Raw genomic sequence first — 18,273 nt, 5'->3', positions numbered from 1 at the left:
CGCGGTTCACCCTTTCGCACGGTGTCAGACCTGCAGAACGCTGGACACAAGCAGTTGCGTATAGGCATGCTGCGGGTCGTCCAGCACCTGATCGGTCAGCCCCGCCTCGACCACCTCGCCATCCTTCATCACCATCAACCGGTCCGCCAGCAGCCGGACCACGGCGAGATCATGGGTGACGATGATGGCGCTCAGCCCCATCTCGCGCACCAGACCGCGCAGCAGGTCCAGCAGCCGCGCCTGCACCGAGACATCCAGCCCGCCGGTCGGTTCATCCATGAAGACCAGCCGCGGACCGGTCACCAGGTTGCGCGCGATCTGCAACCGTTGCTGCATGCCGCCCGAAAACGCGCTGGGTCGGTCGTCCACACGAGATTCTGCAATCTCGACCCGGCCCAGCCAATCCAGCGCCTGCCCGCGGATCTGACCATAATGCCGGCTCCCTACGGCCATCAGCCGCTCGCCGATATTGCCACCGGCGCTGACCGACATGCGCAGCCCGTCGCGGGCATGCTGATGCACAAAGGCCCAGTCGGTGCGCCCCAGCATCCGGCGGGCCGGTTCCGACATCGTGACCGTGTCCACCGGCCCATCGGTGCGGGTGTCGAAGATTACCTGCCCGGCATCCGGTTTCAGATGCCCGGCCAGACAGTTCAGCAGGGTCGACTTGCCCGACCCGCTTTCGCCGACGATCCCCATCACCTCGCCGGGGTAGAGGTCGAAACTGACATCCCGGCACCCGATCCGCGCGCCATAGCGTTTCTCGATGCCTTTGACCTGCAACAGCGGGGTCATGCTGCGCCCTCCTGCGTCAAACGCCCTTGGTGTCCGGCGTCGCGGCGGGACCGGCAGTAATCGGTGTCCGAGCACACGAACATCCGGTTGCCTGCATCGTCCGTGATCACCTCGTCCAGATAGCTGTCTTCGGCCCCACACAGATCGCAGGCATGATCGGCCTTGGTGGCCTCGAACGGGTAGTCCTCGAAATCGAGGCTGACCACCCGCGTATGCGGCGGCACCGCATAGATCCGCTGCTCGCGCCCGGCCCCGAACAGCTGGATCGCGTCCATTTCCAGTTTCGGATTGTCGAATTTCGGGATCGGAGACGGGTCCATCACATAGCGCTCAGCCACCCGGACCGGATAGGCATAGGCCGTGGAAATCGCGCCGTGCTGGCTGATGTCTTCGTAGAGTTTCACATGCATCAACCCGTATTCCTGCAGGCTGTGCATCTTGCGTGTCTCGGTTTCGCGCGGTTCCAGAAACCGCAGTGGTTCGGGGATCGGGACCTGATAGACCAGGATCTGATCGGCGCGCAGCCGGGCCTCGGGGATACGGTGGCGGGTCTGGATGATGGTCGCCTTCCCGGTCTCTTCGGTCGTGACCACGCCCGCCGTCTTTTCAAAGAACTTTCGGATCGACACGGCATTGGTCGTGTCATCGGCACCCTGATCGATGACCTTGAACGTATCGTCGGGGGTCAGCGTCGCGGCCGAGACCTGAACCCCGCCCGTGCCCCAGCCATAGGGCATGGGCATCTCGCGGCTTGCAAAAGGCACCTGATAGCCAGGCACCGCCAAAGCCTTGAGAATGGCCCGACGGATCATCCGCTTGGTTTGTTCGTCCAAATATGCAAAGTTATACTCATTCATTTGATGTATCACTTTCGGTTTTTGGTGTTGTTGTGGACGGTTATCTGGTTGCCTCGGCCTTCGCGGTCGTCATGGTGTACTTTCTCTGGCGCAGGATACACTCCCGGCGACGGCGCCGGGCCATGCGACGCGACCAACATGGCGAATGGGCCGCGATCGGCTCGGAAACCGCCACACGGCCGTTTGCTGCCGACAAGACAACCCATCAAGCGGACAGGATGCAGGCAGATCACGGAAGTCATTCTGCCGCCTCCGGTGATGCCACGCGTTCTTGGGCCTCGCGGCGCAATTTGCGCACCAGTTCCAGTTCGGACTGGAAATCGACGTAGTGCGGCAGCTTGATATGCTCCAGAAAGCCGGTCGCCTGAATGTTGTCGGCATGGCTTAGGACGAATTCCTGATCCTGCGCCGGGGCACCCAGATCGTCTTCGCCCAATTCCTCCCAGCGCAAGGCGCGGTCCACCAGCGCCATGGCGATGGCTTTGCGCTCGGACTGGCCGAAGACCAGCCCATAGCCGCGCGTAAACTGCGGCGGCTCGGTTTTTGATCCCTTGAACTGGTTCACCGTTTCGCATTCGGTCAGGGCGATCTCGCCGATTTCGATCGCGAAACCCAGTTCGGGGATTTCCATCTCGACCGCGACGGTGCCGATGCGCAACTCGCCCACGAAAGCGTGGTTGCGGGCATAGCCGCGCTGGGTCGAATAGGCCATGCCCAGCACGAACCCCTCGTCCCCACGCGTCAGCGATTGCAGGCGCAGGGGGCGGTCGGCCGGGAACTCCATCGGTTCGCGCGTAAGGTCGCCCGGCGGTTCATCGCTGGCGGGTTCATCTTGAATTAGGCCTTCGTCCTTGAGGAATTCGGTGATGCGCGGGGTCGGCTCATGGCGCGGCGCGGCGGTGGGGGCTGCAGGCACCGCGCCATCGGCGGCCAGTTTGAAATCCAGCAGACGGTGCGTGTAGTCGAAGGTCGGGCCCAGAACCTGCCCGCCCGGTGCGTCCTTGAACGTGGCCGAGATCCGGCGATCGCAGGCCATGCCGCCGGTATCGACCGGGGTCGAATAGCCGAACCGCGGCAGGGTGGTACGGTAGGCGCGGATCAGGAAGATCGCCTCGATCAGATCACCGCGCGCCTGCTTGATCGCAAGTGCGGCCAGATCGGGGTCGTACAGAGAGCCCTCGGCCATCACGCGGTTCACCGCAAGGCTTAGTTGTTCGCGGATCTGCGCCAAGGACAATTCAGCCACGCTGGGATCGCCCCGGCGTTCTTCGGCCAGCCAAGCATGGGCGTTTTCGATCGCTTTTTCGCCCCCTTTGACGGCTACGTACATGGCCTAACCCTCGGGCTGGATGCGGGTGCTGCGCGGCAGGGCCGCGACCGTATCCCCGCAGGTGAAGAAGAAATCGCACCCCAACGGATACAGGTCCGAATTGGACTGCAGCGCCGCAACGTCGGGCACGGAAAGGCGTGCGGTGTCGCGGATGCCCGGACCTCGCAGGACTGCACCGGAAAGGTCCAGCGCGTCGCACTCCACGATCAGGGTGGCGGATCGGTCCGGATATTCCGGTGTGCCGATCCGGTATTGGTCCAACGGCACCAGGTCCGGCCAGCAGCCTACGGCGAAATCCGCCTGCTCGGCGGGCACGAGGGGCGCACCGGTATGGAAGGTCAGCCATTGGCGAATGGCCGAACTATCGGCCCCGCCCGCCAGATAAACGCCTGTATCCGGATCGCATAGCGTCAGCAGAAGCGTTCCCGCGGCGACCGACAGGCCGTCGGGCGGGGTCGCGCCGACCAGCTGCCGCAACTCGCCCGGCCGGGCCATCACGGTCATGGCCGCACGAAAGGCGTGGGCCGCCTGAACCGGCGCATCGGTGAAACCGCCTGAAAAACGGGTCTGTGGGGTCATTGATCCTCTCCCCGAACCATCGTGAAAAACTCGACCTTGGTGGCCGCGGCCTTCGCGGCCCGGGCCGATTTGGCCGCCTGGACCTGGCGGGTCAGCGGCTCCAGGATTTTCGCCCGCACGGCGTCCGCGTCCCCGGTCTGCATCAGCGCGTCGATCAGAGCGGCGGTTTCGGCATGGGTCTTGTCGCGCCCCTGCACATATCCGTGGCCCTCGGTTCCGTCAGCCAAGACCAGAGCGCAGCGCGTGACCGTCATCTCGCCCAGGTTGAACGGCGCGCCCGTGCCGCCTGTCCGCCCCTGCACCATGACACCGCCGATCTCAGGCGCGCGCAGCCATTGGAATTCGGGACGCGCGCCATAGCCGGACCACAAGGCCGCCAGCTTCTCGGCCGGCGCACGTGCCAGAAGGCCCAGCCAGGCCCGTCGATCACCTGTCGCAATTTTTGTCTGTTCCGCCATCAAAGCCTCTTGGCCAAGTTGTCTACAACTACTATACAACTAGACAAATCATAACGAGGCAATGGGTGACTCGCAACGAATATGCTGTGAAGTTTTGATGACATGAGCCAAACACCGATCTGGAAGACCATCGCGCTGGCGCTGACCGCCGACATTGCCGAGGGCCGCTTTGCCACCGGCGACCGCCTGCCGACCGAGGCGCAGCTGGCCGCAACCCACGGCGTGAACCGCCACACGGTGCGCCGGGCCCTGGCCGAACTGGCCAAGCAAGGCCTGGTGCATCCACGCCGCGGGGCCGGCGTGTTCGTTTCGGCAGCAGCGACCGATTACCCGATCGGCAAACGGGTCCGGTACCACCAGAACATCTCGGCCAGCGGCAAGATTCCGGGCAAGCGGGTACTGTCGCTGATCACCCGCGCCGCCGACAAGACCGAGGCCGAGGCGCTGAAGCTGACCCCCGGCGACCCGGTGCATGTCTATGACGGGTTGTCGCTGGCCGATGGACAACCGATCGCGGTGTTCCAAAGCGTCTTTCCTGCCGCCCGCCTGCCGGACCTGCCCGAGGCGCTGGCCGAGAACGGCTCGGTCACGCGGGCGCTACGGCACTGCGGCGTGGCGGATTATACCCGTATCTCGACCCGCCTGACCGCCCGCGCGGCAGACGCGGTTCAGGCCCGGCACCTGCAACTGATCGAGGGCGCGCCGGTTCTGCATTCGGTCGGCATCAATGCCGATCCGCAGGGGCATCCGGTTGAATACGGCAAGACCGTCTTTGCCGGTGAGCGGGTCACCCTGACGCTGGATGACGACCACGGGTGATGCCGGTCAATCTTCGTATTTTTCCAGGAACGCCTCGGCGGGCAACGCGCGGAAATCGGGCAGCGCCGCGCGCAGGCGGGCATTGTCCCAGTCCCACCAGGCCAGAGCCATCATCCGCTCGGCCACCCGCTCCGGGAACCGGCGTCGGATGGGTTGGGCAGTGACACCGCCGACGATGGTATAAGGCGGCACGTCCTTGGTCACGATCGCCCCGGAGGCGACGACTGCCCCGTGCCCGATCGTCACCTCGGGCTTGATGATGGCCGCGTGGCCGATCCAGGTGTCGTGCCCGATATGCGCCAGCCGCCCCGCGCGCAGGGCGAACCAGTCCGCATCATCCTCGGCATCGTCCCAATAGTCGGCCGAGCGATAGTGGAAGTGATGCAGAGACGCTTTCTCGATCGGATGGTCGGTGGCCCCGATCCGGGTGAAACTGGCGATATTGGCGAATTTTCCAATCCGGGCATTGGCGATGTCGCAGGTCCGGTCGCAATAGGAGTAGTCCCCGATAACCGAATTCGTCACCCGCGTTCCGGCACCGATTTCGACAAAGGCGCCAAAGCTGCTGCCGGTTATCTGGCAATCCGGGTGGATGACGGGCTGGTCCGGTCGCAAGCGCGCCATGGTCTGCAAGTCCTCGTATGCGATTCAGGGCAACATCAGGGGCTTGGCCTGCGGGTCGCACGGTTTTCGCGCCTTGGGTGGCCCGCCCTGGATCAGCCGCCTGCGCAGCCAGCCCGAGAACCAGTCCATCAGCATGACCATCAGGATGACCAGCACGATGTAATAGGCCACCTCCTCCCAGTCTTTCTGGGTGATGATCGCCTGTGTCAGCAACAGACCGATCCCACCGCCGGTGATCGCCCCGATCACGGTCGCGCTGCGGGTGTTGGATTCCAGGAAGTACAGGACCTGGCTGAGCAGTACCGGCGTGATCTGCGGGATTACCCCGAAACGATATTTCTGCGGCGCATTGGCCCCGGTGGACTCTACGCCTTCGATCTGCTTTTGGTCGACGTTTTCCAGCGCCTCGGAAAAGATCTTGCCGAAGGTGCCGGTATCGGTGACCAGGATGGCCAGCGCCCCGGTCAGCGGCCCGGGCCCGAAGGCGCGCGCCAGCACCACCGTCCAGATCAGGCCATCCACCCCGCGCAGAAAATCGAAGACGCGCCGCACGATGAACCGGGCTGAGCGCAAAGGGTTGAAGTTCCGCGTCGCCGCGAAGGCCAGCGGCAGGGCGATCAGCGCGGCGCCGAATGTTCCCAGAAAGGCCATCAGGATGGTTTCGAAAATCGCCCAGGCCACGTCCTGATGGCGCCACATCTTGTTGGTCCAGAAATCGTTGAATATGGCCCCTGCCTGACCGCTGGCGGCCAGCCCGACCAACTGGGCAAAGGACTTGCCATGATAGGGGCTGTCCAGCGTGAACCAGAACAGCTCCCAGCCAGCGAAGTATCGGAACACCTCGGCCCGCTTGCGCGTCACGGTCAGGCGCCCGGCTTCGGTGGTGATCGCCAGCCGGTTTCGCGACAGGCTGATCCATTCGGGCACCGCGCCCGAAGGCAGCTGGGCCTGCACTCCCGCCGATCGGCTGGGCGTGGCGCGCACCGTTCCATAGCCGGGGATTTCATATTCGACAGAGTCAGGACCGAAGCGAACGACATGGCCGCCCTCAAGGTCGATCACCGTGGTTTCGCCGAGGGTCACCCAGTCGGGCGCCTGACCCTCGGGATAGGCGCCCTTGCGCTCGCCCTCGATTGCGACCGAGACGTCGCCAGTGCGGTTGTCGCGGGTCACATGGGTCTTGTAGCTGAAGCTGTCAGAAATCAGAATCCGGCCGTTTTCCCAGTTCGCCCGTCCGGCAAGACCGGGCATGTCGAAGGCAAAGAACACATAGATCAGGTAGACCAGAACCAGACCGGGCAGCGCGAGACTGGTCAGGCGTTTGCGCGCGAACAGGCGGTCGGCCCGGGCCTTCAGCGCCTCGCGGGGCAGATCGGTGGCAAAAGTCGTCATGCGGCGGTTCCTTTCTGCGCGCCCTCGGTCAGGTGGGTTCGCACCGACCCCGAAACCTGGTCGACGATCACGATCGTGACGAACAGCAGAAGAAAGATCGCCGCCGCGTCGTCATACCGTCCCTGCCCCCACGACATCGCGTTGCGCAGCTCATAACCAAGGCCCCCCGCGCCGACGAACCCCAGGATGGCCGAGGCGCGGATGTTGATCTCGAACCGCAGCAGGGCATAGCTGACATAGTTCGGGCCGACTTGTGGGATCACGCCCAGAACCATCCGCTGCGTCCAGGTGGCACCGACCGACTGCAACCCCTCGACCGGTTTCAGCGACGCGTTTTCGTTGACCTCCGAAAACAACTTGCCCAGCGCACCGGCGGTATGGATGGCGATTGCGATCATGGCCGGAACCGGACCGCCACCCAGCACGAAGATCAGAACCAGCGCGATCACGATCTCGGGGACGGCCCTGCAGACATCGGCGAGGCGGCGAAACAGGGGGATCAGCCGAGGCCAGGGCGCCAGCCCCCGTGTCGAGACCAGCGCCAGAAATGCTCCTGCCAGCGTGCCGACCAGTGTGGCCGCTGCCGCGATGTTCAACGTTTCGACCAGGGCCGGAAAATACGCGACAAGGTTCGCGGGCATGTCCGCAATCTTGTCCCACGCCTCGGACAGCACCTCGGCCGGATAGTCCAGAACGCGGTGCAGGCCGTCGGTGAAACTGCCGGCATTGCGCCTGTCGGCGGTGCGGAACCCCGCAGCCATCAAGGCCACGAACAGGATCAGAAGAATTCCGCCATAGACCCGCTTTCGGCGGGTCATCGCGACATAGTCGTCGCGGACATCGTCTACGCTTCGGGCGCTGCCGGTCAGATCTGTCATGGAATTCTCCCGGATGGACGGCGAGGCCCGGCCTCAGGCCGGACCCCGGGGCGGCAAGGCTTGGCGTCAGTTCGACTTCAGCTTGCGGGCCTCGATGATGCTTTCATAGGCCGCATGGGTGATCGGTTCGAACCCTTTGGCTTCTCCCGCCGCCACGCCATAGAAACAGTCACGGTCCTTTTCGGCCAATCCGGCCATCAGCGCCGTCATCTTCGCCTTGATCTCGGCCGGCAGCGCCTTGCGCAGCACGACCGGGCCTTCGGGGATGGGCTTGGACCGCCAAATCTCGACCAGATCGTTCATGTCCACCAGACCGGCATCGACCGCCTTGCGCAGGGCACCCGAGTTGTATCCGTCTTCCCATTCACCCAGACCGTCGGCCCAGGTCACGCCGGCATCCACGTCGCCATTGCTGACGGCCACGATGGTCTGTTCGTGCCCACCGGTGAACTTGACTTGGCCGAAATAGTCACCCGCCTCCATCGTGGCGCCGATGGCCTGAGGGATCTCGATCGACGGGATCAGGTAGCCCGAGGTCGAGTTGGGATCGCCGAAGCCGAAAACCTTGCCCTTCATGTCGGCCAGCGACGCGATGCCGCTGTCCTTGCGGGCGAAACCGATGGAATGATACCCGAACCCGCCGTCGGTGTTGACCTTGACCAAAACCGGCTCGACCGCCTCGGGGTCGCTCAGATAGGTCTTGGCATAGGCCGAGGCCCCCAGCCAGGCCATATCGATCGTGCCGCCCAGCAGTCCCTGGATCACGCCGTTGTAGTCCGCCGGGGCGAAAAGCTTGGTTTCGACGCCCAGAGCGTCCTCGGTGTACTCACGCAGACATTCGTTGTTGTTCAGCCGGTCCTGTGCGTTTTCTCCGCCCAGGATGCCGATACGGAATTCCCCGATCTCCTCGGCCATGGCAGGCGCGCTCAGGGCAGTGGTCGCGACCAGGGCGGCAACAAGTTTCTTCATCTGTCTCTCTCCGGGTTGATTGGCCCACCCCGTTCATCGGGCCGGGCGATGAATGAGGTAGTTGGGGCTCAGATCGTGGCCTCGGCTTCCATCAGAGCCTTCCGGGTGGCATCCAGCGTTTCGATCTCGGTCGAGGTCGCGGCCTCGGAGAAGCTGGCATCAGCTCCGTAGATCTCGCGGGCGACGCCGGTGGTCAGCTGCTCGGGCAGGCCGTCGAACACGATGCGTCCGTCGCGCATGCCTACCACGCGGTCGCAATAGCGGCGCGCGGTGTCCAGCGTGTGCAGATTGGCGATCACGGTGCGGCCATCCTCTTCGTGGATGCGGCGCAGGGCCTGCATCACGACCTGCGCATTCATCGGGTCCAGCGAGGCGATGGGCTCATCGGCCAGGATGATCTTGGGGTCCTGCATCAGCGCCCGCGCGATGGCGACGCGTTGCTGCTGCCCGCCCGACAGCGCCTCGGCTCTTTTGGGGGCATGTTCGGCGATGCCCAGACGGTCCAGAATGTCGATGGCGCGGTGGATGTCCGCGGTCGGGAACAGGTTGAACAGGGTCGCCAGCGTCGAGTGCCGGTTCAGCGTTCCATGCAACACGTTCGAAACCACGTCCATGCGGGGCACAAGGTTGAATTGCTGGAAGATCATCGCGCAATCCGCCTGCCAGGCGCGTTTGTCGCGCCCCTTCAGGGTGGTCACGTCGCGCCCGTGAAACAGGATCTGCCCGGCGCTGGCATCGGTCAGGCGGTTGATCATGCGGAGCAGGGTGGACTTGCCGGCACCCGACCGCCCGATGATCCCGATCATGCATGGCTTGTCGACGTCCAGCGTTGCGGTGTCGACGGCGGTAATGTCGCCGAAGCGCTTGGTCAGGTTTTCGATGCGCAGCACGGGCCACCCCCAGTTGTTGATGGTGGTCAGCTACTGACCCTGTTCAACGTCTGTGTGTCGGTCTGGTAAAACTTTTGCAAAGGCGCGACATTGACGCGGTACGGTGGGGCTGGGCAATGCCGCTCGTCCCGTCTATACGCGGGCCCAACACCTGAAACGTCAGATCTGTCACATGAGGCCGCCATGAGCTTTGACCGCAAGATCAAGATCGCACCGTCGATCCTATCCGCCGATTTCGCCAATTTCGGACAGGAGATCCAAGCCATCGAGGCCCAAGGCGCTGACTGGGTCCATGTTGACGTGATGGACGGGCATTTCGTGCCAAATCTCACCTTCGGCCCGCCGGCGGTCAAAGCGTTCCGGCCGCATGTCAAGACGGTGATGGACGTGCATCTGATGATCACGCCGGTCGACCCCTACATCCAGGCCTATGCCGATGCCGGCGCGGATTTTCTGACAGCCCATGTCGAAGCCGGCCCACATACGCACCGCACACTGCAAGCGATCCGAGCGGCCGGGATGAAGGCAGGCGTGGCGCTTAACCCGGGCACTCCGGCCGAAGCAGTCGAGCATCTGCTGGATCTGGCCGATCTGGTCTGCGTGATGACGGTGAACCCCGGCTTTGGCGGGCAGAAATTCATCGACATGACCGCGAAGGTGCGCCGCCTGCGCGAGATGATCGGCGACCGCCCGGTGCATATCGAAATCGACGGGGGCGTCGACCCATCGACCGCCCCGCTGGTCGCAGCGGCCGGTGCCGACGTTCTTGTTGCCGGTTCAGCGGTCTTCAAGGGCGGGTCGGTTGCGAACCCGGACGTTTATGGCCAGAACATCCGCGCCATTCGCGCCGCAGCCGAAGACCACGCGGTCTGACGGCGGCCCCCGCCAATCGTCGACGTTTTTTTGACAAAACGCCTCCTCCTGTTGGGCCCGGCGCAGCAGATGTCGCGCGGGCGCGAAAGCGTTTTCCCGGCCCTGCCCCTAGGCCAGTTGATCCGCGAAATGCGTCAGCAGCTTGTGCTTGAGGATCTTGCCCGTGGGCGCGGCGGGCAGTGACGTGGCCAGCACGATCCGGCTGGGCCGTTTGTAGCCCGCAAGACGTGCGGCCACGAACTCCGCCAACTCTGCCTCGGACACAGCGCCGATTTCAGGCACTTGAACAAAGGCCAGCACCTGTTCGTCGCCGCCCACCCGATGCCCGATCACCGCAGACTGGATCACCAGCGGGTGGTCGTTCAGCGCGGCCTCGACCTCAGGCGGATAGACGTTGAAGCCGCCGTGAATGATCAGTTCCTTGGCGCGGCCAACGACGTGTAGATTTCCCTGCGCGTCGAGACGGCCGAGGTCGCCCGTGCGCAGCCACCCCTGGGCAAGCACCCGGCCCGTTTCCTCGCCGTTGCGATAGTACCCCTTCATCACATGGGGGCCGCGCGTCAGGATCTCGCCCACGCCATCTCCGCCGCCTGGTATGGTTTCGTCAATGCGCAGTTCGACCCCCGGCAAAGGCGGGCCGACCGAGATATCTGGATCCCCGATCCGGTTGTGCGAGGCGCAGATCCCCGCCGTGCTTTCGGTCATGCCATAGCCATTCTGCAGCGCGACGCCATAGAAGGCCTCGGCCTTGCGTTTCCACGCCGGGTCCAGCGGGGCGGCCCCGGACGAGGTATAGCGCAGGGCGTCCGACGGCAACCGCTCCAACCCCTGTTCCTGGGCATATTGCATCAGCAGGGCATGCATCTGCGGCACACCCGAAAACACCGTGACGCCCGCGTTCAACGCGGCAAAGGCGCGGTCCGCCGCGAACCGGGCATCCAGTTGGACGAAGGCCCCGGCCAGCGCCGATCCGGTGACGATCGAGGCCAGCCCGAAGATGTGCGAAATCGGCAGTACCCCATAGACCACGTCATCCTGCGTCAGTCCTCGAAAATTTGCCGATGTCAGCCCGCCGAACCGCAGGTTTTCATGGGTCAGCATCACGCCCTTGGGCGTTCCGGTCGTGCCGGTGGTGAACAGCATCGCCGCGACATCCGCCAGATCGGGGTCGGGCGCGCTCGGGTACGGCGCGGCCAGGTGCAACTGCCCGAAGGCCCCGGAAACAGGCTGGGCCCCGGCCCTGTGCGCATGGCGTCGCGCCTCCGAAGACGCCGCCGATGTGAACAGGATCACTGACGGAGTGACGTGATCCACAATGCATGCCAACTCAGCCGCGGTCTGACGGGCGTTCACCGGCACCACGCAGGCGCCGATTCGGGAACAGGCAAACAACGCGGCCACCGCCGCACAGCAATTCTCGAGCACCAGCATGACCCGATCGCACGGGCGCACCCCCGAGGCCAGCAGGATGTCTGACAGCTCGGAAATCGCGCAGTCGAGGTCAGCAAAGCTCCAATCGGCGCCGAACCCGTCGGCAAAGGCGCGGGCCCGCGGGCGGGTCCGGATCTGGGCATCCGGATAGTCATGCCATTTGTTCATGCTCCTTCGCCCTCCCCTGCGCCGGAACCGGTTTTGCGCTCAGCGTTTCATGGTGCGCTTGAACACTCCCGCCGCCGTTGCGATCAGGGTTCCGTCGTCGCTGTGCAACTCTCCGGTCACATAGGCCAGCGTGCGCCCGCCACCCGTTGCGCGCCCCGTGGCCGTCACGCGCCCCTGACGCACCGCCGCCACATAGCTTGTGTTCAGCGACAGGGTCAGAACCAGCGGATGTTCGTCCCGGTCGAACCAGGCCGAGGCGGTGTTACCGCAAGCCACGTCCAGCAGCATGGCGATGATGCCGCCATGCAGGATGCCCTGGCTGTTCAAGTGATCCGCCCGGATGGTCAAATGACACCGGGCACGGCCGTCGGGGTCGGACAGATCCACCTCGAACCCGATCGCGTTCTGACAGCCCGATCGCCGGACCCTTGGGTCGTCTTCAGGCCGCGCCGAGTGCAATGAACCTCTCCAAGTGATAATCCGCGTCGCCGAACCTGTGATCCGACATGACGATCCGCTTGGCAATATGCGCCAGTTCGTATTCCTGCGTCATGGCGATGCCGCCATGCATCTGGATCGTTTCCTCGGCCACCAGCCGGCCCACCCGCGACACGAGGTTGCGGGCCGCGGCGATCTGCCGGTCGCGATCGGGGGCTTCAAGCTGACCGGCCGCGTTGATCACCGCCGAGCGCGCCTGCTCCAGCTCGATCAGCATATCCGCGAACCGGTGCTGCAGGGCCTGAAAGGTCCCGATCGGGCGGCCGAACTGCTTGCGCGTCATCAGGTATTGCCGCGTCAGTTCCACCGCGCGTTCCACCGCGCCCAGAACCTCGGCGACCAGCGCGACATTGGCTGCGGCCACAACTTTCATCAGCGGTTCGAACCCCTGCCTCGCGGCACCCAGACGCGCGGCTTCCGGCAGGCGCACATCGTCCAGAGTGACCTCGGCCGCGCGGCCTCCGGCCAGCATCGGATACCCGCGCAAGCCCAGACCCGGTGTGCCAGCAGGCACCAAAAACAGCGAAATGCCATCCAGATCGAACGGCCCGCCCGTTTCGCGCGCGGATACGATCAGCTGCCCGGCGGCCTCGGCATTCACGACCACGGCCTTGCGCCCGTTCAGGATCAGATCCGTGCCGTCGGTCCGCACGGTGGTCTCGACCCGGCTCAGGTCATACCGGCTGGCAGGCTCACCATGCGCCAGCGCCAGATGCAGCGCGCCCGAGATCACCTGATCCAGCAACACTCGCTGATCGGGGGTGCCCGCCTGCGCGATCAGCCGACCGCCCAGAATGCAGCTGTCCAGAACCGGCTCGACCACCCCGGCCCGGCCCAGTTCCTCGAACACGGTGGCGATGTCAAAGCCCGCCCCGCCGAACCCGCCATCCGCTTCGTCGAACAGCGCGCCCAGAACGCCCAGATCGGCCAGTTCGCGCCAGATGTCGGCGCTGAACCCCGCCGCGCTGTCCAGAATGTCGTTACGCACCGGAGTAGTGTAGCGGTCGGCCAAATAGCGCCGCAGAGTGTCCTGCAGCATCTGCCGTTCTTCGGTCAGGTTGAAATCCATCTCAGCCCCCCATCTTGACCTTGGCGATGATACCGCGCTGGATCTCGTTCGACCCGCCGAAGATCGACAGTTTCCGGTTGTTGAAATACTGGGCGGCGACCGGCGCGGCATAGTCCGGCCCGATCGGGTCGTTGTCGCCTGCCACCGCCTCGGAGGCGAAAGGCATCGCATAAGGCCCCACCGCGCGGCGGGCCAGGTCGTTGATCTCTTGCCGGATGATTGTACCCTTGACCTTCAGCATCGAGCTTTCCACCCCCGGTGCCTGTCCGGCCGAAGCCTGGCTGATGATGCGCATGTTGGTGGTGGCCATGGCCATCAGGTCGATCTCGACCCGTGCCAGCCGGGCGGCGAAATGCGGGTTCTCGATCAGGGGGCGGCCATTCGCGGTTTCGATCCGGGCAATCCGCTTGACCATGTCCAGCCCCGCCTGGCTGAAGCCAACCCCGGCGATGTTGGTGCGTTCATGCGTCAGCAGATACTTGGCATAGGTCCAGCCCTTGTTCTCCTCGCCCACCAGATTTTCGACCGGGACGCGCACATCGTCAAAGAACACCTCGTTCACCTCGGGCGTTCCGTCCAGCAGGACGATGGGGCGCACTTCGATCCCCGGCGTATTCATGTCGATCAGCAGGAACGAGATCCCCTCCTGCGCCTTGGCATCGGGGTCGGTGCGCACCAGGCAGAAGATCCAGTTGGCGTATTGCGCTAACGTGGTCCAGGTCTTCTGGCCAGTGACGACATAGTGGTCGCCATCGCGCACCGCCCGGGTCTTCAGCGAGGCCAGGTCCGACCCGGCGCCTGGCTCGGAATAGCCTTGGCACCACCAGTGTTCACCATTCAGGATGCGCGGCAGAAAATAATCCTGCTGCGCCTTCGACCCGAATTTCTGCAGCACCGGGCCCAGCATCGACAGGCCAAACGGCACGATGCGCGGCGCATAGGCGGCGGCGCATTCCTCCTCGAAGATATGGCGCTGAACCGCGTTCCACTCGGCGCCGCCAAACTCCTTCGGCCAGTTGAAATTCAACCAGCCGCGCTCGTTCAGAGTGGCATGCCACCACTCATACCCTTCCTTGCCAATGTTCCGGCCAGCCCGGATCTTGTCCGAGATCTCCTTGGGCAGTTTCTCGGCCAAAAAGGCGCGAACCTCGTCGCGAAAGGCCTTCTCCTCGTCCGTATAATTCAAGTCCACAGCCGCCCTCCTCCTCGACGCGATCGGAACCTTGCCTGCTCGGCCCTATGGGCCGGGCTGCGCCGGGCCGGCCCTCGATGGGCTGGCCCGGCGCCCCTTTTCTTCAATAGATCTCGAACAGACCGGCCGCGCCCATACCGCCGCCGATGCACATGGTCACGACACCCAGCTTTGCCCCGCGCCGCCGCCCTTCGCGCAGCAGATGGCCGACCATCCGCGCGCCGGTCATGCCGAATGGATGCCCGATGGCGATCGAGCCGCCGTTCACGTTGCATTTCTCGTCATCGATCCCCAGACGGTTGCGGCAGTACAGCGCCTGCGAGGCGAAGGCCTCGTTCAGCTCCCACAGGTCGATGTCATCAACGCTCAGACCATGCCGTTCCAGCAGGCGCGGCACAGCAAAGACCGGGCCGATACCCATCTCGTCGGGCTCACACCCCGCCACGCAGAACCCCTTGAACGCGCCCATGGGCTCCAGACCCCGGCGCTCTGCCTCGGCGCTGTCCATCACGACAACGGCGGCTGCGCCGTCCGACAGCTGGCTGGCATTGCCCGCAGTGATGTAGTTTCCGGGGCCACGCACAGGCTCCAGACCGGCCAGACCCTCCAGCGTCGTGTTCGGCCGGTTGCATTCATCCCGGTCCACGGTGACCTTCCGGTGCGAGATCTCGCCGGTCTCTTTGTCCTTGACCGCCATAATCGTCTGCATCGACACGATTTCCTCATCGAATTTGCCGGCCGCCTGCGCCGCCGCGATGCGCTGCTGCGACCGCAGGCCATAGGCGTCCTGTTCTTCGCGGCTGATACCATAGCGCTCGGCCACGATGTCGGCGGTCTCGATCATCGTCATGTAGATTGCGGGCTTGTGCTCCTGAATCCACGCCTCAGGCACTGGGCGGGTTTTCGGCTGGACCAGCGAGATGCTCTCGACCCCACCGGCCACGATGGGGCCCGCGCCGCCCTCGGTGATGGCCTGCGCCGCCAGCGCCACGGTCTGCAGCCCCGACGAGCAGAACCGGTTCACCGTCATTCCCGAAACGCTGACCGGCAGACCGGCCCGGATGGCGATCTGGCGGGCGATGTTGCCACCGGTCTCGCCTTCGGGGAAACCACAGCCGATGATGCAATCCTCGATCTCGGCGCCATCCAGCCCCGACCGTTCGACCGCGGCCTGAACCGCGTGGCCGCCCATCGTGGCGCCGTGGGTCATGTTGAACGAGCCCCGGAACGACTTGGCCAGCCCGGTGCGCGCGGCGGATACGATTACGGCTTGTTTCATCACTCGGCGCCCTTGTTCAGATCATCAAAGCTGCGGCCCTCGGCCACCAGTTTTTCCAGCAGTGGCGCGGGCTGCCAGAAATAGTCGTCCTCGGCCGACCAGGCGCGGATATCCTCCAGAATACCCGGCAGACCCTGCAGATCCGCCCATTTCAGCGGCCCGCCGCGATAACGCGGGAACCCATAGCCATAGAGCAGCACCACATCCACGTCCAAGGGGCGGCGCGCGATGCCCTCGCCCACCACCTTGGCGGCCTCATTGACCATCGCCACCATATATCGCCGCACGATCTCGTCATCCGTGAATTTGCGCGGGTTGATGCCCTGCGCCGCGCGGTCGGCCGCGATCAGGTCCAGAACCTCGGGGTTGGGCGAGCCCCCGCGCTTGCCCTTTTCATAGACATAGAAGCCCTTACCGGTCTTCTGTCCGAAATGCCCGGCCTCACACAGTTTGTCGGCATAGCTGCTGTCGCGGGCACGCGGGTCCAGCCCCTCGGCGCGTTTGCGTTTGCGCACCGCCCAGCCGATATCCAGCCCGGCCAGATCGGACACTGCGAACGGCCCCATGGCAAAGCCGAAATCGGTCAGCGCCTTGTCGATCTGGAACGGGCTTGCCCCGTCCAGGACCATGTGGTCGGCGCAGGTGCGATAGGTGCTGAGGATGCGGTTGCCGATGAACCCGTCGCACACCCCCGCCCGCACCGAGACCTTTTTCAGCCGATGCCCCAGCGCAAAGCCGGTGGCGACCACCTCGGGCGCGGTCTTGTCGGCCACAACGATCTCGAGCAGCTTCATCACATGGGCAGGCGAGAAGAAATGCAGCCCGATCACGTCATGCGGGCGCGTAGTGGCGGCTGCAATTTCGTTGACGTCCAGATACGAGGTGTTGGTCGCCAGAACCGCCCCCGGTTTGCAGACCGCATCCAGCTGGGCAAAGACCTGTTTCTTGACGTCCATATCCTCGAACACGGCCTCGATCACCAAATCGACGGCGCTCAGCGCATCATAGCCGGTGGCAAGCTGCAACTGGTCCGACAGGATCGCGTCATGCTGTTGTTGGCTGATCTTGCCGCGCTTCAGAGCACCTGACAGGTTTCCGGCGATCCGGTCCTTGGCGGCATGGGCGGCCTCCTGCGTCATCTCCAGCAAGGTCACGGGCAGACCCGCCAGCAGGGCGGCGGTGGCGATCCCCGCGCCCATCGTGCCGCCGCCGATGACCCCGATCTGATGCACCGGACGCGGCTCGACACCCTTCAGTTCGGGCAGTTTGCCCACGGCGCGTTCGGCGAAGAAGGCGTGGATCAGGCCCTTGCGCTGATCCGACTCCATCAACTGCATGAACAGTTCCCGCTCGCGCGCCATGCCCTCGGCAAAGCTGGCCGCCTCGCAGGCGGCTTGCACGGCACGCACGGCGACAGCTGGGGACAGCTGGCCCCGGCCCTTCTTCAGAACGGCCTCGTAGACCTCATCGAAATCGACAGAGTCCGGCGCAGGCATCTCTCCGACTGCGCGACGGGGCGCGCTCGAGTCAAGCAGCTCCTGCGCATAGGCCAGCCCGATCTCGCGCGGGTCGCCATCCTGCACCTTGTCGATCACGCCCAGCTTCAGCGCCTCGTCGGCCTGGACATGGCGGCCGGTTGTGATCATATCCAGCGCGGCCTCGACCCCGGCCACGCGCGGCAGACGCTGAGTACCGCCGGCACCGGGCAGGATGCCCAGATTGACCTCGGGCAGGCCGACCTTGGCTGAGGGGAGCGCGATGCGGTAGTGGCTGGACAACGCAACCTCGAGCCCGCCACCGAGCGCCGTGCCGTGCAGCGCCGAAACCACCAGCAGGGGCGAGGCTTCGATCCGGTCGCACAGGCCCGGCAGCCAGGGCTCTCGCGGGGGTTTGCCGAACTCGCGGATATCGGCCCCTGCGAAATAGGTCCGCCCCTTGCCGTAGATCAACACCGCCTTTGCGCCCTCGGCCTCGGCCCGTTCAATTCCGGCCAGCAGGCCCCGGCGCACGTCCACGCCCAGCGCATTGACCGGCGGGTTGTTCGCCGCCAGCACCGCGATATCGCCAATCCGTTCGTATTCCACCGCCTCGGACATCAGACTTGGTCTCCTCTTGCCAACCAGAGCTTGTTCCGCATTGCGGAACAATATTCCGCAACAGATTGAACCCGTC

General features: G+C 64.7%; 18 protein-coding genes. 2 read left to right on the top strand and 16 right to left on the bottom strand.

Going from position 1 to position 18,273, the window contains the following annotated elements; all coding sequences use genetic code 11:
* Positions 1-24: 24 nt before the first annotated feature.
* The 5 genes from phnK to phnG form a co-directional block, all read right to left on the bottom strand.
* Positions 25-795, bottom strand: a complete 771-nt coding sequence (gene phnK / locus AC2FME_RS09735; RefSeq protein WP_490360369.1) for a phosphonate C-P lyase system protein PhnK — start codon at positions 793-795, stop codon at positions 25-27.
* Entirely contained in the window at positions 792-1,652 is an 861-nt protein-coding gene (locus AC2FME_RS09730; protein WP_496795507.1) for an alpha-D-ribose 1-methylphosphonate 5-phosphate C-P-lyase PhnJ, read from the bottom strand. Before AC2FME_RS09730 ends, phnK begins: the two co-directional genes overlap by 4 nt.
* Positions 1,653-1,890: 238 nt before the next feature.
* Positions 1,891-2,982, bottom strand: coding sequence for a carbon-phosphorus lyase complex subunit (locus AC2FME_RS09725; protein WP_496678983.1), 1,092 nt, complete (start codon positions 2,980-2,982; stop codon positions 1,891-1,893).
* 3 nt (positions 2,983-2,985) lie between these two features.
* Positions 2,986-3,561, bottom strand: coding sequence for a phosphonate C-P lyase system protein PhnH (phnH, locus tag AC2FME_RS09720; protein ID WP_496800320.1), 576 nt, complete (start codon positions 3,559-3,561; stop codon positions 2,986-2,988).
* Positions 3,558-4,019, bottom strand: a complete 462-nt coding sequence (gene phnG / locus AC2FME_RS09715) for a phosphonate C-P lyase system protein PhnG (RefSeq protein ID WP_496800319.1) — start codon at positions 4,017-4,019, stop codon at positions 3,558-3,560. Before phnG ends, phnH begins: the two co-directional genes overlap by 4 nt.
* Before the next feature lie 102 nt (positions 4,020-4,121).
* Between phnG and phnF the strand changes: the two genes are divergently transcribed.
* On the top strand, positions 4,122-4,838 hold the full coding sequence (gene phnF / locus AC2FME_RS09710; RefSeq protein ID WP_496800318.1) for a phosphonate metabolism transcriptional regulator PhnF: 717 nt from the start codon (positions 4,122-4,124) through the stop codon (positions 4,836-4,838).
* A 6-nt stretch (positions 4,839-4,844) separates the two neighbouring features.
* Here the strand turns inward: phnF and AC2FME_RS09705 are convergent, their stop codons facing one another.
* The 5 genes from AC2FME_RS09705 to phnC all read right to left on the bottom strand — a co-directional run bounded on the left by AC2FME_RS09705 (position 4,845) and on the right by phnC (position 9,591).
* Positions 4,845-5,462, bottom strand: a complete 618-nt coding sequence (locus tag AC2FME_RS09705; RefSeq protein ID WP_496795503.1) for an LbetaH domain-containing protein — start codon at positions 5,460-5,462, stop codon at positions 4,845-4,847.
* Between the two features lie 24 nt (positions 5,463-5,486).
* Positions 5,487-6,854 carry a phosphonate ABC transporter, permease protein PhnE gene (gene phnE / locus AC2FME_RS09700; RefSeq protein ID WP_496800317.1) on the bottom strand — a complete coding sequence of 456 codons (1,368 nt, stop codon included), beginning with the start codon at positions 6,852-6,854 and terminating at the stop codon, positions 5,487-5,489.
* Positions 6,851-7,732, bottom strand: coding sequence for a phosphonate ABC transporter, permease protein PhnE (gene phnE, locus AC2FME_RS09695; RefSeq protein WP_496800316.1), 882 nt, complete (start codon positions 7,730-7,732; stop codon positions 6,851-6,853). Before phnE (AC2FME_RS09695) ends, phnE (AC2FME_RS09700) begins: the two co-directional genes overlap by 4 nt.
* A 66-nt stretch (positions 7,733-7,798) precedes the next feature.
* On the bottom strand, positions 7,799-8,701 hold the full coding sequence (gene phnD / locus AC2FME_RS09690) for a phosphonate ABC transporter substrate-binding protein (RefSeq protein ID WP_496800315.1): 903 nt from the start codon (positions 8,699-8,701) through the stop codon (positions 7,799-7,801).
* A 68-nt stretch (positions 8,702-8,769) separates the two neighbouring features.
* Entirely contained in the window at positions 8,770-9,591 is an 822-nt protein-coding gene (gene phnC / locus AC2FME_RS09685) for a phosphonate ABC transporter ATP-binding protein (protein WP_496800314.1), read from the bottom strand.
* 183 nt (positions 9,592-9,774) lie between these two features.
* Here phnC and rpe point away from each other — a divergent pair, with 183 nt between their 5' ends.
* Positions 9,775-10,464, top strand: a complete 690-nt coding sequence (rpe, locus tag AC2FME_RS09680; RefSeq protein ID WP_496678997.1) for a ribulose-phosphate 3-epimerase — start codon at positions 9,775-9,777, stop codon at positions 10,462-10,464.
* Positions 10,465-10,572: 108 nt separating this feature from the next.
* Here rpe and AC2FME_RS09675 read toward each other — a convergent pair whose 3' ends face one another.
* The 6 genes from AC2FME_RS09675 to AC2FME_RS09650 all read right to left on the bottom strand — a co-directional run bounded on the left by AC2FME_RS09675 (position 10,573) and on the right by AC2FME_RS09650 (position 18,197).
* Entirely contained in the window at positions 10,573-12,063 is a 1,491-nt protein-coding gene (locus AC2FME_RS09675; RefSeq protein WP_496800313.1) for a class I adenylate-forming enzyme family protein, read from the bottom strand.
* A gap of 39 nt (positions 12,064-12,102) precedes the next feature.
* A complete protein-coding gene (locus tag AC2FME_RS09670) occupies positions 12,103-12,522 on the bottom strand; it encodes a PaaI family thioesterase (RefSeq protein WP_170444354.1) in 420 nt (139 codons plus the stop codon).
* Entirely contained in the window at positions 12,503-13,630 is a 1,128-nt protein-coding gene (locus tag AC2FME_RS09665; protein WP_496800312.1) for an acyl-CoA dehydrogenase family protein, read from the bottom strand. The genes AC2FME_RS09670 and AC2FME_RS09665 overlap by 20 nt, the downstream gene beginning before the upstream one ends.
* Position 13,631: 1 nt before the next feature.
* Positions 13,632-14,822, bottom strand: coding sequence for an acyl-CoA dehydrogenase family protein (locus tag AC2FME_RS09660; RefSeq protein WP_496800311.1), 1,191 nt, complete (start codon positions 14,820-14,822; stop codon positions 13,632-13,634).
* Between the two features lie 103 nt (positions 14,823-14,925).
* Positions 14,926-16,101: an acetyl-CoA C-acyltransferase gene (locus AC2FME_RS09655; protein ID WP_496800310.1), complete on the bottom strand. Its 1,176-nt coding sequence runs from the start codon at positions 16,099-16,101 to the stop codon at positions 14,926-14,928.
* Positions 16,101-18,197, bottom strand: coding sequence for a 3-hydroxyacyl-CoA dehydrogenase NAD-binding domain-containing protein (locus AC2FME_RS09650; protein WP_496800309.1), 2,097 nt, complete (start codon positions 18,195-18,197; stop codon positions 16,101-16,103). Before AC2FME_RS09650 ends, AC2FME_RS09655 begins: the two co-directional genes overlap by 1 nt.
* Between the last annotated feature and the right edge of the window lie 76 nt (positions 18,198-18,273).

The organism is Ruegeria sp. BHSC026 (assembly GCF_059613065.1).
Note: the sequence above shows the minus strand (reverse complement) of the source record. Positions and strands in the feature narration are given on the sequence as shown.

What these genes read in the sequence shown, in the direction of transcription:
- AC2FME_RS09705 (WP_496795503.1), bottom strand. Translation starts at nt 5,462, where the DNA reads ATGGCGCGCTTGCGACCGGACCAGCCCGTCATCCACCCGGATTGCCAG.
- AC2FME_RS09655 (WP_496800310.1), bottom strand. Translation starts at nt 16,101, where the DNA reads ATGAAACAAGCCGTAATCGTATCCGCCGCGCGCACCGGGCTGGCCAAG.
- phnE (WP_496800316.1), bottom strand. Translation starts at nt 7,732, where the DNA reads ATGACAGATCTGACCGGCAGCGCCCGAAGCGTAGACGATGTCCGCGAC.
- phnE (WP_496800317.1), bottom strand. Translation starts at nt 6,854, where the DNA reads ATGACGACTTTTGCCACCGATCTGCCCCGCGAGGCGCTGAAGGCCCGG.
- phnD (WP_496800315.1), bottom strand. Translation starts at nt 8,701, where the DNA reads ATGAAGAAACTTGTTGCCGCCCTGGTCGCGACCACTGCCCTGAGCGCG.
- AC2FME_RS09650 (WP_496800309.1), bottom strand. Translation starts at nt 18,197, where the DNA reads ATGTCCGAGGCGGTGGAATACGAACGGATTGGCGATATCGCGGTGCTG.
- phnH (WP_496800320.1), bottom strand. Translation starts at nt 3,561, where the DNA reads ATGACCCCACAGACCCGTTTTTCAGGCGGTTTCACCGATGCGCCGGTT.
- phnF (WP_496800318.1), top strand. Translation starts at nt 4,122, where the DNA reads ATGAGCCAAACACCGATCTGGAAGACCATCGCGCTGGCGCTGACCGCC.
- phnK (WP_490360369.1), bottom strand. Translation starts at nt 795, where the DNA reads ATGACCCCGCTGTTGCAGGTCAAAGGCATCGAGAAACGCTATGGCGCG.
- AC2FME_RS09665 (WP_496800312.1), bottom strand. Translation starts at nt 13,630, where the DNA reads ATGGATTTCAACCTGACCGAAGAACGGCAGATGCTGCAGGACACTCTG.
- AC2FME_RS09725 (WP_496678983.1), bottom strand. Translation starts at nt 2,982, where the DNA reads ATGTACGTAGCCGTCAAAGGGGGCGAAAAAGCGATCGAAAACGCCCAT.
- AC2FME_RS09730 (WP_496795507.1), bottom strand. Translation starts at nt 1,652, where the DNA reads ATGAATGAGTATAACTTTGCATATTTGGACGAACAAACCAAGCGGATG.
- rpe (WP_496678997.1), top strand. Translation starts at nt 9,775, where the DNA reads ATGAGCTTTGACCGCAAGATCAAGATCGCACCGTCGATCCTATCCGCC.
- phnG (WP_496800319.1), bottom strand. Translation starts at nt 4,019, where the DNA reads ATGGCGGAACAGACAAAAATTGCGACAGGTGATCGACGGGCCTGGCTG.
- AC2FME_RS09675 (WP_496800313.1), bottom strand. Translation starts at nt 12,063, where the DNA reads ATGAACAAATGGCATGACTATCCGGATGCCCAGATCCGGACCCGCCCG.